We start from the raw sequence: 14,667 nt of genomic DNA on the forward strand, positions 1-14,667 counted from the left end.
GGCACTTTGCCGCTTTTGCAAGGCGCCGGCCTTTGCTAAGGGCGGATACCCTTTCCGACCGCGAGCCCCGCCTGTGACAAATGACCTCGACGCGCGAACGCGCTTTGCCATGGACCTAGCGAGGCGCGCCGGCGAGCTCGGCCTAAGATATTTCCGCGACCTCGAAAACTTGACCATCGAGAGCAAGGGCCATCAGGACCTGGTCTCGGACGGCGACCGCGAGGTCGAGCTGTTCATCCGCGCGGCCATTGCCGACGCCTATCCGCGCGACGGCATCGTCGGCGAGGAACATGCGCCGGTTGCCGGAACGACAGGCCATGTCTGGGTGATCGACCCGATCGACGGCACCGCCAATTTCGTGCGCGGCATTCCGGCCTGGTGCGTCGTGGTCGCCTGCGCCCGCGATGGCGAGACGGTGGTCGGCGTGATCCACGAGCCCTCGACCGGCGAGACCTTCCACGGCCATCGCGGCGGCGGCGCCTTCGTCAATGGCCGGCCGATCAAGGCGAGCGATGCTGCGAGCCTCACGGAAGGATCGGTGGGAACCGGGCTGTCCAACCGGGCCAATACCGAGCATGTCGCCGTGCTCGTCCGGCAGATCATGGCGGAGGGTGGTGTCTTCTACCGCAACGCGTCCGGCGCGCTGATGCTCGCCTATGCCGCGTCCGGCCGGCTGCTCGGCTATATCGAGGAGCACATGAACGCCTGGGATTGTCTGGCCGGCATGCTGCTTGTCGAGGAAGCCGGAGGCACGGTGCTGAAGCCGGATCCGAAAACCGTCATCAGCCAAGGAACGCTGGTGATCGCCGGCGGAAAGGCGATCTTCCCGAAGCTGCGAGCGCTCTCCCAGGAGGCGTTCGGGCGCTGATTAAGGCGGCTGCGACGTTTTTGCCAGCGGCGGATTGTGCAAATCAGGCAATGCCGGGCGGCAAATCGGCTGCGATATGCGTGATTTAGGCATTTTCCCGGTAGCGAGACGGGATCGTGGACGCCTTAAGCAGAATGCTTGCGCCCCGTGCAGCCTGTTCTTATATACGCGCCAAGCCGTTCGGTGCCGGAAAGCCGGTTGCCGGAACGGGATTTCTTGTGAACAGGGGCTTTCGTTGGAACGCCTGATCAGGGTCCTGAGAGCCTGCTTAGCGGAGAGAATAGAACAATGGCAAAAGTAATCGGTATCGACCTCGGAACCACCAACTCCTGTATCGCCATCATGGATGGCAAGGAGCCCAAGGTTATCGAGAATGCGGAGGGCGCGCGCACGACCCCTTCGATCGTCGCCATCTCGAGCGACGGCGAACGCCTCGTCGGCCAGCCGGCCAAGCGCCAGGCGGTCACCAATCCTGAAAACACCATCTTCGCGGTCAAGCGCCTGATCGGCCGCCGCTATGACGATCCGGTGACGGAGAAGGACAAGAAGCTTGTCCCCTACAAGATCGTCAAGGGCGACAATGGCGATGCCTGGGTCGAGGCCGGCGGCAAGAAGCAGTCGCCCAGCCAGATCTCGGCCATGATCCTGCAGAAGATGAAGGAAACGGCGGAAGCCTATCTCGGCGAGAAAGTCGAGAAGGCGGTCATTACCGTTCCGGCCTATTTCAACGACGCCCAGCGCCAGGCGACCAAGGATGCCGGCAAGATCGCCGGCCTCGAAGTGCTGCGCATCATCAACGAGCCGACGGCCGCTGCCCTTGCCTACGGCCTCGACAAGAAGGACGGCAAGACCATCGCCGTCTATGACCTTGGCGGCGGCACCTTCGACATTTCCGTGCTCGAGATCGGCGACGGCGTCTTCGAGGTGAAGTCGACCAATGGCGACACCTTCCTCGGCGGCGAGGATTTCGACATGCGCCTGGTCGAGTACCTGGCGGCCGAGTTCAAGAAGGAGCAGGGCATCGACCTGAAGGCCGACAAGCTCGCCCTGCAGCGCCTGAAGGAAGCGGCCGAGAAGGCCAAGATCGAGCTGTCGTCGACGACGCAGACCGAGATCAACCTGCCCTTCATCACCGCCGATGCCACCGGGCCGAAGCACCTGACGCTGAAGCTGACCCGGGCGAAGTTCGAAAGCCTGGTCGAGGATCTCGTCCAGCGCACGATCGACCCCTGCAAGGCGGCGCTCAAGGACGCCGGCCTGAAGGCGGGTGAGATCGACGAGGTGGTGCTGGTCGGCGGCATGACCCGCATGCCTAAGATCCAGGAGATCGTGAAGCAGTTCTTCGGCAAGGACCCGCACAAGGGCGTCAACCCGGATGAAGTCGTGGCGCTCGGCGCCGCCATCCAGGCCGGCGTGCTGCAGGGCGACGTCAAGGACGTGCTGCTGCTCGACGTGACGCCGCTGTCGCTCGGCATCGAGACGCTGGGTGGCGTGTTCACCCGGCTGATCGAACGCAACACGACGATCCCGACCAAGAAGAGCCAGGTGTTCTCGACCGCAGAAGACAGCCAGTCGGCGGTGACCATCCGCGTCTTCCAGGGCGAGCGCGAAATGGCGGCCGACAACAAGATACTCGGCCAGTTCGACCTGGTCGGCATTCCGCCGGCACCGCGCGGCGTGCCGCAGATCGAGGTCACCTTCGACATCGACGCCAACGGCATCGTCAACGTCTCGGCCAAGGACAAGGGCACCGGCAAGGAGCACCAGATCCGCATCCAGGCTTCCGGCGGCCTTTCGGACGCCGACATCGAGAAGATGGTCAAGGACGCCGAGTCCAATGCCGAGGCCGACAAGAAGCGTCGCGCCGTGGTCGAGGCCCGCAACCAGGCCGAAGCCCTGGTGCATTCCTCGGAGAAGTCGCTGAAGGAGTATGGTGACAAGGTCTCCGAGGCCGACCGCACCGCGATTGCCGATGCGATCGCGGCGCTGAAGACCGCCGCCGAGGGCGACGACGCGGCCGAGATCGAGGCCAAGACGCAGGCGCTCGCCGAAGCTTCGATGAAGCTCGGCCAGGCCATGTACGAAGCCTCGCAGAAGGAAGCGGCCGAGGCCGACGCCAAGGCGGACGCCGCCAAGGATTCGGACGTGGTCGATGCCGACTTCGAGGAAATCGACGAGGACGACGACAAGAAGAAGTCGGCCTGAGCCGTCTGACGGCAGATAAAGCGAAAAGCCCGGCGCAAAGCCGGGCTTTTTTGCAACCCTCAATGAAAAAGTGCGGGTAATGCGGCGCCGGCACTGGCATCCGGCCGCCATCGCACCTAAATCGGAGCGACGTGCCGGCAAACGACGCAAACAGTGCATCAAGACGTTGAGCATCCGGACTGCGGGAAAAAATGAAAGCTGATTTCTACGAGACGCTGGGCGTGCAAAAGGGCGCCGACGAGAAGGAGCTCAAGAGCGCTTTCCGCAAGCTCGCCATGCAGTTCCATCCCGACCGCAACCCCGGCGATCATGCCTGCGAGCACAAGTTCAAGGAAATCAACGAAGCTTACGAGACGCTGAAGGACCCGCAGAAGCGCGCGGCCTATGACCGTTTCGGCCACGCCGCCTTCGAGCATGGCGGCATGAATGGCGGCGCGCAGGGCTTCGGCGCCGGCGGCTTCGCCGACATCTTCGAGGATATTTTCGGCGACATGATGGGCGGGCGCCAGCGCCGCTCGTCGGGCGGCCGCGAGCGTGGCGCGGACCTGCGCTACAATATGGAGATTTCGCTGGAAGAGGCGTTTTCCGGCAAGACCGCGCAGATCCGCGTGCCGGCCTCGATCTCCTGCTCCGAATGTTCGGGCAGCGGCGCCAAGCCCGGCACCCAGCCGGCCACCTGCTCGATGTGCAACGGCCACGGCAAGGTGCGCGCCACGCAAGGCTTCTTCTCGATCGAGCGCACCTGCCCGCAGTGCCAGGGCCGCGGCCAGACGATCAAGGACCCCTGCCCGAAATGCGCCGGCCAGGGCCGCGTCACCGAGGAGCGTTCGCTGTCGGTCAACATCCCGGCCGGCATAGAGGACGGCACCCGCATCCGGCTGGCCAATGAGGGCGAGGCCGGGCTGCGCGGCGGCCCGTCGGGCGACCTCTACATTTTCCTTGCGGTCAAGCCGCATGAATTCTTCCAGCGCGACGGCGCCGATCTCTACTGCAAGGTGCCGATCTCGATGACGACAGCCGCCCTCGGCGGCTCGTTCGAGGTGACGACGCTGGACGGCACGCAGACCAAGGTGAAGGTGCCGGAAGGCACGCAGAACGGGCGGCAGTTCCGGTTGAAGGGCAAGGGCATGCCGGTGCTGCGCCAGCCCAATGTCGGCGACCTCTATATCCAGACCGCGGTCGAGACGCCGCAGAACCTGTCGCGCCGCCAGCGCGAACTGCTGGAAGAGTTCGAGCAGTTGTCCTCGCAGGACAATTCGCCTCAATCGAGCGGCTTCTTCGCCCGCATGAAGGACTTTTTCGAATCCTTCGGCGATCGCTAGGCAACGAGTTGCGAAACGCTTCCCGAGCGTCATCAACACCTTATGCCAGATTGATGCCTTGCCTTGTCCCACCTAGCTGCTAAGTAGCGGGTCGGGGAGCGTTGAGGAGAGCTCGAATGGCACGTGGTCCCGGATTGCGCAAGTCGCTGGCCGAGAAGTTCGACGACGAGCTGAAGTTCTTCAAGGGCTGGATCGACAAGCCGAAGACGGTTGGCTCGATCGTGCCGACCAGCTCCATCACCGCCCGCAAGATGGCCTCGATCGTCAACCCGAAATCTGGCCTGCCGGTGCTCGAGGTCGGCCCCGGTACCGGCGTCATCACCCGCGCCATCCTGGCGCTTGGCGTGAAGCCGGAAAATCTCTACGCGGTCGAATATTCAACGGACTTCGTGCGCCACCTGCGCCAGCTCTATCCGGGCGTCAACGTCATCGAGGGCGACGCCTTCAACCTCAACGCCACGCTCGGCGACAAGCGTGACATGGTGTTCGATTCGGTCGTCTCCGGCGTGCCGCTGCTCAACTTCCCGGTCGCCCAGCGCATCGCCTATATCGAAAGCCTGCTCGACCGCATCCCGGCCGGCCGGCCGATCGTGCAGCTGACCTATGGTCCGCTGTCGCCGATTCCGCCCGGCCGCGGCGACTATACGGTCAAGCATTTCGACTTCATCATCCGCAACATTCCGCCGACGCAGCTGTGGATCTACCGAAGGGAGGGATAAGGGAGTAGGCAGTAGGGAATAGTCCGGAACCGCTCATCTCCTACTGCCTATTCCCTACTGCCTACTCCCTTTGCGAAGCAATGTCCTTGATCCCGAAAATCCTCGTCTTCGCCGGCTCGATCCGGTCGGGCGCCTTCAGCGGCAGGACCGCGGACGTGGCACAGAAGGAGCTTGCCATGCAGGGCGCCGAGGTGACCCGCATCTCGCTCGGCGACTATCCGCTGCCGATCATGGACGAGGACCTGGAGAAGGAAAAAGGCATTCCCGAGAATGCCATGCGGCTCGGGCGGCTGATCGCCAGCCATGACGGGTTGTTGATCGCGACGCCGGAATATAACGGCTCGCTACCACCTCTGCTCAAGAACAGCATCGACTGGGTGAGCCGGATACGCCGCGACGGCGGCCGCTCGTTCAGGCCGTTTCCCGGCAAGCCCGCCGGCCTCTGCTCCTCCTCAGACGGCAAGTTCGCCGGCATCCGCTGCATCAATCATCTGCGCGCCGTACTGGTGCGCTGCCAGGTCGAGGTGGTCACGCCGGAGTGCTCGGTCTCGGGCGCCAGCGACGCCTTCGACGTGAATGGACATTTCCGCGACGAACGACTACGCCAATCGATGGAGCGCCTATGCCGCACACTGATCGAAACCTCGCGCATGCTGTCCGGCCGGATCGAAGCATGATCCCGGAGCATGCCGACACGATGCGCGACAGGCTGATCGTCGGCCTCGACGTGCCGACGCTGAAAGAGGCCGAGAAGGCGGTGCGCGAGCTCGACGGCACCGTGTCCTTCTACAAGATCGGCTATCAGCTGGCCTTCGCCGGCGGCCTCGACTTCGCCCGCGAGCTTGCCAGCGGCGGCACCAGGATCTTCCTCGACATGAAGCTGCTCGACATCGACAACACGGTGGCCAAGGGCGTCGAGAACATCGTCAGGATGGGCATGTCGATGCTGACAATCCACTCCTACCCCAAGGCGATGCGGGCCGCTGTCGAGGCGGCCCGGGGCAGCGATCTCTGCCTGCTCGCGGTCAGCGTGCTGACCTCCATGGACGAGCAGGACATGATCGACGCCGGTTACGAATATGACCCGCATACGCTGGTGCTGAGGCGCTCCGAACAGGCGCTGCATGCCGGGATGGGCGGTGTCGTCTGCTCCGCCGAGGAGGCGGAAGCCGTGCGCCGGATCGTCGGACCGAACATGGCCGTGGTCACGCCGGGAATACGCCCCAAGGGCAGCGACCATGGCGACCAGAAGCGGGTGGTGACGCCGGCACAGGCGATCCGCAACGGCTCCAGCCATCTGGTCGTTGGCCGCCCGATCGTCGGCGCCGCCGACAGGCGCGCTGCCGCCGAGGCCATCCTGGCCGAAATGCGGTCCGCATAAGTCCCAAACTCGGAGAAACAATATGGCAAAGGGATACTGGGTCGCCCGCGTCGATGTGCGCGACGCCGAGGGCTACAAAGACTATGTCGCCGCCGCGAAGCCGGCCTTCGAGCGGTTCGGCGCGAAATTCCTGGCGCGTGGCGGCGAGCACGAGAAGGCCGAGGGGCCGGGCCGCGCGCGCAACGTCATCATCGAGTTCCCGTCACTTGCCGCGGCGCATGATTGCTACCATTCGCCGGAATATCAGCGTGCGGTGGCCATCCGCCAGAAGGTGGCCGACGGCGAGATCGTGCTGGTCGAGGGCGTTTAGACCCCCCGATTCCCGCTCTTCGGGATCATGGCTGAAGCCGGTTCGCCGCCGTCTCGGCCATCGCATCGGCGAGGCCGAGGCCCCATTGCGCGCGGCAATAGGCGCGGAAGTCAAAGCAGGGCAGGCCGGGGCAGACCTCGAACTCGATGAGATGGACGGTGTCGTCGGCCTCGACCCTGAGATCGACGGAGAAGACGTCGCGCAAGCCGAGCCCGGCCATCAGCCGCCCGGCGATCCGGCGGATCGTCGCATCGGCGGCCGGCTGGCTCGCGGCGACGGGCTCGAGCACCGGCTCGGCATAGGTTCCGGCGGCCTTCGCGGCCCCGCCGGTATCGCCATAGAGCGCCAGGCTGTCGGCCATGGTCTGGAAATCGCCGCCTGAGTCGACAAAGGCGATGCCGAGCGCCTCGACGCCGGTGTCCGGCCTCAGGCCGAGGAAGCTGGCGCGCACGTTGCGGCCGCCGACATAGGGCTGGACGACGACGTCGTCACGATAGTGGGCGAAGACGCGCCGGCTAAGCTCCAGCGCATGGCCGAGATCAGCCACGCGCGAATCCGGCCAGATGCCGATCTTGGCGCCGAGGCGGTTCGGCTTGACGAACCAGCCGGCGCGCGAGGCCGGCGGCTCGACCAGCCATTCCCCGTTCCGCGCCAGACCGGCCTGCGGCGCCGGCAGACCGAGCGCGCCGAGCACGGCGCCGGAGCGGAACTTGTCCTGGCAGAGCGCGAACAAGGAATCGTCGGCGCCGATCGTTTTCAGCCCATTGAGCCGTGCCAGGGCGGGCGCCGCACCGCCACGAAAATAGGCGATGCCGTCGGTCAGGGTCCAGACCAGCGTTGTGGCTGGATCCGCGCCGGCCAGGGTGCTCGCGGCATCATCCAGCTCGACAGGCGCGAAGGCGAGGCCGCGCGCTTCGCAGGCGGCGGCCAGCACGCCGAATTCCGCCGCAAGGTCGGTCGACTGCGCCAGGTAGGACGATATTTCGGTGGCGCGCTCGGCCGGGTAGCCGTCAGAAACCAGCCGGTCGAAACAGGCTTTTTCCGGTTCGTGGACGAGGATCAGCGTCGGCTGGTTGCGCGGCATCGATTGGAAAGGCTCCCGGCGGTCAGGCCGCTACCATCGCATGACTGACGCAATCGGCTTTCGCGAAACCGACCGAGGCAGGCGGTTGCGTGACAGAACTGGATCGAGCCCGAAAGCGAACCGGTGACCCGGCCGTCTCAGGCAATCAGCACACGCGGCTCGAAACGGCCGCTGACCGGAATATCGAGCAGGAAGGTCATGCCGGCCTGCGGGTCGAGCTTGCGCTGCTTGTCGTCCTTGCCCTTCCACGCCGAGGTCACCGCCAGCCTGTCAGCCTTCGCGCCGACAAAGGCGGGGCAGGAGGGCTGCGTCACCGGCATCGGGATTTCGCGCAGCAGCGTACCGTCGGGAGCATAGGCCTTGACCGCGCTGCCGCCCCAGACGGCGTTCCACAGCACGCCGTCGCGGTCGACGACGGAGCCGTCGACATAGCCCTTGGACGAACGGTGATCGACGAACACTTTTTGTTCGCCGGTCGGCAGGCCGGTTAACGGATCGCAGGCGACGCGCATCAGCAGGCCGGTCGAAGTGTCGGTGTAGTAGGCGATCTTTCCGTCCTCGGAAAAGCAGATCGAGTTCGACACGGTGATGTCCGAGAACAGCCGGCGCAATTCACCCTTGTAGAACCAGTAGATCGAGCCGGCGCCCTTCCCCTCGTCCTTGCCCATCGTGCCGACCCAGAAGGCGCCGCAGGGGTGGACGCGCGAATCGTTGGAGCGCGTCAGCGGGTTGTCGGCCTCGATCGCGGTGTGCAGCGTCAGCTTGCCGCTCGCGACGTCGCGGACGTGAAGGCCGGTCTCGGTGGCGATCAGCTGGCGGGCGTCATCGATGACGGCGAGCGCGCTGGCCATCAGGCCGAGATCATGGACCTTCAGCGTGCCGGGGCCAACGCCCTGCTCCAAAAGCAGGCCGTTGACGATGTCGAACCAGAACAGGGCATCGCTGCCGGGGTCGTAGCTCGGCCCTTCGCCAAGTTGGCAGATACGGTCCGAGAAAACCGAAACGCCGTTATCCATCATGCCTCTCCCCCGAATGCAGCATCCCAGGCTATCGCCGCGGCGCGGGCGCGGGCCGCGACCTCCTCGACGCTCATGCCCGGCTTGAACAGGCTGGAGCCGAGGCCGAAGACACTGACGCCGGCCGATTTGTAGCCGGCAAAATCTTTCTCGGACACACCGCCGACAGCGCCGATGAGGACATCGGCGGGCAGCACCGCGCGCACGGCCGCAATGCCGCCGGCACCAAGCACGCTTGCAGGGAAGAATTTCAACGCCGAGGCGCCGAGCCTTATCGCCAGGAACGCCTCTGTCGGTGTGAACACGCCAGGCATCGTCACCATGTTGTGGGTCATGGCGCGGTCCATGACCGCGGCATCGATGTTGGGGCTGACCAGCAGCCGGCCGCCGGCCTCGTGCAGGGCATCGACATCGGCCGCCGTCAGCACGGTGCCGGCGCCGACGAGCGCCTTCGGCAATGCCTCGACAAGGCTGGCGATGGAGACGAAGGGGTCGGGCGAATTGAGCGGCACCTCGATCGCCTCGATGCCGGCGTCGAAGACAGCCTGGCCGATCGCCACCGCCTCGCCGGGTTTCAGCCCGCGCAGGATGGCGACGAGGCCGCGCTTGAGTTTCGGAAACGGTGCGGTCTGGGTCACGCGGCGGCTCCAATCATGCCGTTCTCGCGTGCCGCCTCGACGAGGCCGGCACGCACTGCTTCATCGGCGTCAACGGTTCTGAAGGCAAGGCCGGCAACACCCAGCGCGGCGGCATAGAGCGCGGCCAACGCGCCGGAGGCGACCAGCGCGACGGGTGCCGCGCTGGCGCCATAGCGGCGTTGCGCCGAGGCGATCTCGCCGCCGATCAGCAGTCCGGACAGGCAGGCCGCCGCATCGTTCGACTGCAGGTCCTGCAGCAGGCCGGCGGCACGGATGGCAAACAGTTTCGAGGTGACGTCGCCACCCTCGCCAAGCGCCCGTTCGCACCATTGGCGGAAGAAGGGGTTGTCCGCCGCCACCGCTGCCGGATGCTCGCCCAGCGAATGGCGCAGGATCGAATGCGCGGCCATGACCGAAAACAGCTCTCCCGTCGGCCATGTGCCGAAACCGGCAACGGCGCCATCCTCGACCGCCACCCATTTCGAATGCGTGCCGGGCATGCAGACGAGATGGCGCCCCTTGGCCGGCAAGCCGGCGCCGGCAAGCTGAGTCTCCTCGCCGCGCATCACGTCAGGCGCATCGGCCAGGCGCTGCGCAAGGCCCGGCACGATGCGGATGTCGCGGCTTTGGCCGGGAACCCGGGCGGCGCCGGCGAGGATGGCGCCGATCGGCGACGGCACGGTGACATAGGGTGCCTCCAGCCAACCCTGGCGGGAACCTGCCATGCCGCAGATGATGACCGGCAGCGTCTCAGGCGCGCCGAGGGCGGCGAGATGGCCTTCGAGGATGGTGGAAAAGCCCTTCTGCTGCGCGGTGATCAGCCCGTCGTCGCCGCGCCGCTCGGAAAGGACCTTGCCCGTCCGGTCGATGAGCCAAACCCGCATGCGGGTCGTGCCCCAGTCGACCGCCGCGACCGCCGGGACCGCGCTCACAGGAAGCCCCCGTCGACGATCAGCATCTGCGCGGTCAGCATGCGCGAGGCATCCGAGGCCAGGAACAGCACCGTGCCGACGATATCCTCGGGCTGCATGACGTCCTTGATGCACTGCTTGGCGACATGGGCGGCGAGCCCCTGTTCGGTGACCCAGAGCTCCTTCTGGCGTTCGGTGATGACCCAGCCCGGCGCAATCGCGTTGACGCGGATGCGGTCGGCGCCGAGCTTGCCGGCGAGACCCTTGGTGAGGCCGAGAATGCCGGCCTTGGCGGCGGTGTAGGCCGGCATGTCGGGGTGGTTGATGAGATAGGAGGTCGAGGTGAAATTGATGATCGAGCCGCCACCGGCCCGCTTCATGCCCGGCGCCACGGCCTGCGCGGTGAAGAAATGCGGACGCAGGTTGACGGCGAGGTTGTTGTCCCAGAACTCGACCGTGACGTCCTCGACGGCGTGGCGGTCGTCCAGCGCGGCATTGTTGACCAGCACGGTGACGTCGCCATGCGCTTCGGCGGCCCGGGCGGCGGAAGCGCGTAGCGCCTCGATGTCGCGCAGGTCCGTCTTCAGGTAGAGCGGGCGCCGGCCAAGCTCCGTCTCGATGCGATCAGCAAGGGCCAGGCTCGGACGGTCGGCGATGTCGATGAAGGCGACCTTCGCCCCTTGCCGCATAAAGCCCTCGGTCAGCGCCGCGCCGATGCCGGAACCGCCGCCGGTGATCAGCACCGAAGCGCCTTCAAGATCGGCAAACCGCGCCGATGGCATCATGTTGTTTCTCCCTGACCGAGCCGGCGCGCATCCTAGCCATGGAGGTCCGAGGGGCAAGGGCGAAAAGCAGATTTTCGGCGCTTATGTCTGACAAAAACGAGGGTCTTGCCCTGACTGGGCCAGGGCGAACTCCATTGCGGCGGGGAAATAGCGGTCAGATCGCCTTGGCGTGGAGGGCGCCGCGATAGGAATCGCGCAGATAGCCGAGCGTGGCGTCGGCATCGACCGGCTTGCCGAACAGATAGCCCTGGCCGCCGGCGCAGCCGAACTGGACCAGGCGGTCGGCCTGCGCCTCCTCCTCGATGCCTTCGGCCACGACATCCATGCCGAGCCCCTCGCACATGGCGAGGATGGCGCGGATGATGTGCTCGGACGGGCGGTCGTCGAGGATCGAGGAGACGAAGGCACGGTCGATTTTGAGCTTGTCGAAATGGAATTCGCGCAGGCGCCCGAGCGAGGACTGGCCGGTGCCGAAATCGTCGAGCGAGACGCGGATGCCGACGCGGCGCAGATCCGCGACGATCTTCTCGGCCGAAGCCGGATCGTTCATCAGGCCGGTCTCGGTGATCTCGATCTCCAGCCGGCGCGGATCGAAGCCGGTGCGGTCGAGGATCGCCAGTATGTGCAGGCCGGTGTTCTGGTCGACGAGCTGCGACGGCGACAGGTTGAAGGACAGGAACAAGTCCTTCGGCCAGCTGCGCGCTGCCTCGGCGGCCTTGCGCAGCACCAGCTGCGACAGCGGACCGATGATGCCGCGTTCCTCGGCGATCGGGATGAACACATTTGGCGGCACGGAACCGAGGTCGCGGTCGGTCCAGCGCGCCAGTGTCTCGAAGCCGATGGTGCGGCGGGTGTTCAAGTCGACGATAGGCTGGAAGTGCGGCTCCACCTCGCCGGCCGAGACGGCGCGGCGCAGCGCCTGCTCGATGCGGGTGACGCGCTTGGCCGCCTCTTCCATCTCGCGCGTGTAGACGACGACGCGGCCGCGGCCGGAACGCTTGGCGTGGTAGAGCGCGGTCTCGGCCTTGTTGAGCAGGATGTCGGTGGTCTCGTCGCCGGAGTAGAACAGCGAGCAGCCGACCGAGGCCGACAGCCTGGCGGTGCGTTCGCCGACGTCATAGGGCGCCGACAAGATCTCGATTAGCATGCGCGCCTTTTCGGAGGCTGCTTCCTCGCTGAACACCATCGGATAGAGGAAGGCAAACTCGTCGGCGCCGATGCGGCAAACGGTGGAATAGCCGTCCATCGAGGCGCGCAGCCGCATCGCCACCTGGATCAGGATGTCGTCGCCGGCCTTGTGGCCGAACAGGTCGTTGATCGGCTTGAAGCCGTCGAGGTCGAGGATGCCGACGGTGAAGGGCGCCGGGTCCTCGGAACGGTCGCTGATCAGGCGGTCGACCTTGTCGAAGAAGCGGCGGTGATTGCCAAGCCCGGTCAGCGGATCGGTGAAGGCCAGATCCGTGTTTTCCCTGCCTGCCTGCCCGGTGGCAAACGTCGTTTGCATCGGTGTCCCTGTTGCGCGTCGGTATTTGCGGGGAGACTGGCAGGAAACCCTTTAGGAAACGTATCGAGAAATCGATTTTCTGTATGCCGGAAGTGGCCTGCTCAGCCGCCCTGGCGGACGCGGTAGATTTCGATCGGAGCGCCGCGGGTTTCCGCCACCGGCTCCAGCCATTCCGGCACGCCGCCGTCCATCAGGCCGGCAAGAAGGCCCTTCGGCGCCGTTTCGGCGAGAAGCTGGCTTTCGCTGCTGCCGCGGCAGACGGCCACCAGGCCGACGTGGTGGCTTTCGACGATCTTTCGCGCAGCCTCGGGCGACCCCAGGAAAGCATCGAGCGCCAGCAGGTTCCCGGCGATGTTGCGATGGTAAGGCCCGGCGAACGCACGGTGCCCGGAATAGGCCAGTATCGGCGAGCCCAGATTGGAGATCGCCAGCACCGTGGTGCCGGGCAGCCGGGCGAGCGATGCAAAGGAAGCCTTGCTCTCGCAATTCGTGTCGGCGACATCGTCGATGGCCTTGCCGGTCCCGAAGGCCGACGACATCGCTGTGGCGGTGCCGGCCCAGAGCGCATTCACCGACAGCAGCCAGGCCGCGGCCATGCGAAGCGAGGTGCTTCGCGAAGGACTGACCTCAACCCGCTCGCGCCATCTGGCGATCCAGGCCGAAAGCGGGATCACGGCAAGGGCAACCGAGAATGTCGAGCCTCGCACCTGCCAGGCGCTGACGATGAAGGCCACGACGAGCAGCACGCCGACAAGGCTGTCCTGCCGGCGCCAGCCGCCTTGGCGCCAGCGGAGGGCCAGGAGCACGATAGCCATCAGCGGTGTTGCATAGCGAGCGGCCACCCGGGCGGGGTCGTAGGCGAGAAGCACGAAGAGCGACTGAGCTTCGTCGACGTGGTCGAGCCACAATTGCTTGAGGCGTGGATCGAGATTGGCGTAGGGGCCTGCCAGGCACTGCGGAAACACCACCAGGATGACCGCGGCGAGTGCCGCGGCGAGCAGGCCGACCGATACGATACGCCGAAGACGCGTGCGGCCGGCGGCGTCCACCGAGGCGATCACCGCAAGACCGGCCCCGGCAAGCGCGGCGACCGCGAATTGCACGATCGAGAAGGCGTCGCATTGCGCCTGGCCCCAGGCTGATGCCGGAATGGTGGTGATGAAGACGAGAGCCGAAACACCGGCAAAGCCAAGGCCGAAATCCCTGGCGATCCGGCTTTCGCCGCTTCTGTCGACGACAAACAGCAGCGCGACGACGGCGCCGATGGTCGCGACATAGGGGGCGGTTTCCATGCCGACCGCAAGCGTCAGGGCGGCGCACAGGCCGGAGAACAATGCCGCCGACCGGCGCATCGGTGCCTCGAGCAGCAGGCTGAGGCTTGCCACGGTCAGCGTGAGCTGGACATTGTGATGATCGATGGCGCCCGGTGAAAAAATGCCGATGAAATAAAGCGCCGCCGCGCCAACGACCACCGCGGGCAATACCGCCCGCTCGCCGCCGAAGCTGCGCGCGGCCCGGGTGAGATAGAATACGGCGGCGCCGAAGAGCAGCATCGGCCACGCCACCAGCGCGACATTCTCGGCAGCGGCCATGCTGCCCGTCAGCGCGGAGGCCGCGAGGATGATGGCGGCGAGCGGCGCGTCGACCAGCCGCGACCAATGCATGACGAAGCCGCCTTCCAGCCCCATCCTGTACTGATGCAGGTCGAACCAGCCCTGGCCGGCGAGCAGGTCACGGACCTCGACCAGGCGCAGCATGCTGTCATTGTCGCCGCCATTGTTGGTCAATTCCGGGAACCCGGCATGGGCGTTGACCAGGAGCGCCACCAGCGTGGCGAGCAGCGCCGCCAGAAGGTCCATTCGCCAGGAGGCTCGGGCGGGTTTCCCGGACGGAATCGCGGCATGGGCGGCGGTCATGGATCGGC

At 65.9% G+C, this 14,667-nt stretch carries 14 protein-coding genes; 7 read left to right on the forward strand and 7 right to left on the reverse strand.

Features of this window, described 5'->3' with window-relative positions; genetic code table 11:
* Positions 1–73: 73 nt before the first annotated feature.
* From JG743_RS03360 to JG743_RS03390, 7 genes are all read left to right on the forward strand, one after another.
* Entirely contained in the window at positions 74–868 is a 795-nt protein-coding gene (locus JG743_RS03360) for an inositol monophosphatase family protein (RefSeq protein WP_202298324.1), read from the forward strand.
* A 288-nt stretch (positions 869–1,156) separates the two neighbouring features.
* Positions 1,157–3,073 carry a molecular chaperone DnaK gene (gene dnaK / locus JG743_RS03365; protein WP_202298335.1) on the forward strand — a complete coding sequence of 639 codons (1,917 nt, stop codon included), beginning with the start codon at positions 1,157–1,159 and terminating at the stop codon, positions 3,071–3,073.
* Positions 3,074–3,264: 191 nt separating this feature from the next.
* A complete protein-coding gene (gene dnaJ / locus JG743_RS03370; protein WP_127285099.1) occupies positions 3,265–4,395 on the forward strand; it encodes a molecular chaperone DnaJ in 1,131 nt (376 codons plus the stop codon).
* A 116-nt stretch (positions 4,396–4,511) separates the two neighbouring features.
* Entirely contained in the window at positions 4,512–5,114 is a 603-nt protein-coding gene (gene pmtA, locus JG743_RS03375) for a phospholipid N-methyltransferase PmtA (protein ID WP_202298337.1), read from the forward strand.
* An 80-nt stretch (positions 5,115–5,194) separates the two neighbouring features.
* A complete protein-coding gene (locus JG743_RS03380; RefSeq protein WP_202298339.1) occupies positions 5,195–5,791 on the forward strand; it encodes an NADPH-dependent FMN reductase in 597 nt (198 codons plus the stop codon).
* Complete coding sequence (pyrF, locus tag JG743_RS03385; protein ID WP_202298341.1) at positions 5,788–6,495, forward strand: orotidine-5'-phosphate decarboxylase; 708 nt, start codon at positions 5,788–5,790, stop codon at positions 6,493–6,495. Before JG743_RS03380 ends, pyrF begins: the two co-directional genes overlap by 4 nt.
* Before the next feature lie 22 nt (positions 6,496–6,517).
* Positions 6,518–6,805, forward strand: a complete 288-nt coding sequence (locus JG743_RS03390) for a DUF1330 domain-containing protein (RefSeq protein ID WP_202298343.1) — start codon at positions 6,518–6,520, stop codon at positions 6,803–6,805.
* Positions 6,806–6,830: 25 nt separating this feature from the next.
* On the opposite strand, the gene JG743_RS03395 is transcribed toward JG743_RS03390, so the two are convergent.
* The 7 genes from JG743_RS03395 to JG743_RS03425 form a co-directional block, all read right to left on the reverse strand.
* Complete coding sequence (locus JG743_RS03395; protein ID WP_202298345.1) at positions 6,831–7,889, reverse strand: D-alanine:D-lactate ligase-like protein; 1,059 nt, start codon at positions 7,887–7,889, stop codon at positions 6,831–6,833.
* A 137-nt stretch (positions 7,890–8,026) separates the two neighbouring features.
* Positions 8,027–8,908 carry an SMP-30/gluconolactonase/LRE family protein gene (locus JG743_RS03400; protein ID WP_202298347.1) on the reverse strand — a complete coding sequence of 294 codons (882 nt, stop codon included), beginning with the start codon at positions 8,906–8,908 and terminating at the stop codon, positions 8,027–8,029.
* Complete coding sequence (locus JG743_RS03405) at positions 8,905–9,543, reverse strand: 2-dehydro-3-deoxy-6-phosphogalactonate aldolase (protein WP_202298349.1); 639 nt, start codon at positions 9,541–9,543, stop codon at positions 8,905–8,907. The genes JG743_RS03400 and JG743_RS03405 overlap by 4 nt, the downstream gene beginning before the upstream one ends.
* Complete coding sequence (locus tag JG743_RS03410) at positions 9,540–10,475, reverse strand: 2-dehydro-3-deoxygalactonokinase (RefSeq protein WP_202298351.1); 936 nt, start codon at positions 10,473–10,475, stop codon at positions 9,540–9,542. The genes JG743_RS03405 and JG743_RS03410 overlap by 4 nt, the downstream gene beginning before the upstream one ends.
* Positions 10,472–11,239 (reverse strand): SDR family NAD(P)-dependent oxidoreductase, encoded by a 768-nt coding sequence (locus tag JG743_RS03415; protein ID WP_202298353.1) that lies wholly within the window; start codon positions 11,237–11,239, stop codon positions 10,472–10,474. Before JG743_RS03415 ends, JG743_RS03410 begins: the two co-directional genes overlap by 4 nt.
* 154 nt (positions 11,240–11,393) lie before the next feature.
* Positions 11,394–12,743: a putative bifunctional diguanylate cyclase/phosphodiesterase gene (locus tag JG743_RS03420; protein ID WP_202298355.1), complete on the reverse strand. Its 1,350-nt coding sequence runs from the start codon at positions 12,741–12,743 to the stop codon at positions 11,394–11,396.
* Positions 12,744–12,844: 101 nt separating this feature from the next.
* Positions 12,845–14,602: a GtrA family protein gene (locus tag JG743_RS03425; protein ID WP_244673054.1), complete on the reverse strand. Its 1,758-nt coding sequence runs from the start codon at positions 14,600–14,602 to the stop codon at positions 12,845–12,847.
* Positions 14,603–14,667 lie beyond the last annotated feature (65 nt).

This window comes from Mesorhizobium sp. 131-2-1 (genome assembly GCF_016756535.1).
Lineage (GTDB): Bacteria > Pseudomonadota > Alphaproteobacteria > Rhizobiales > Rhizobiaceae > Mesorhizobium.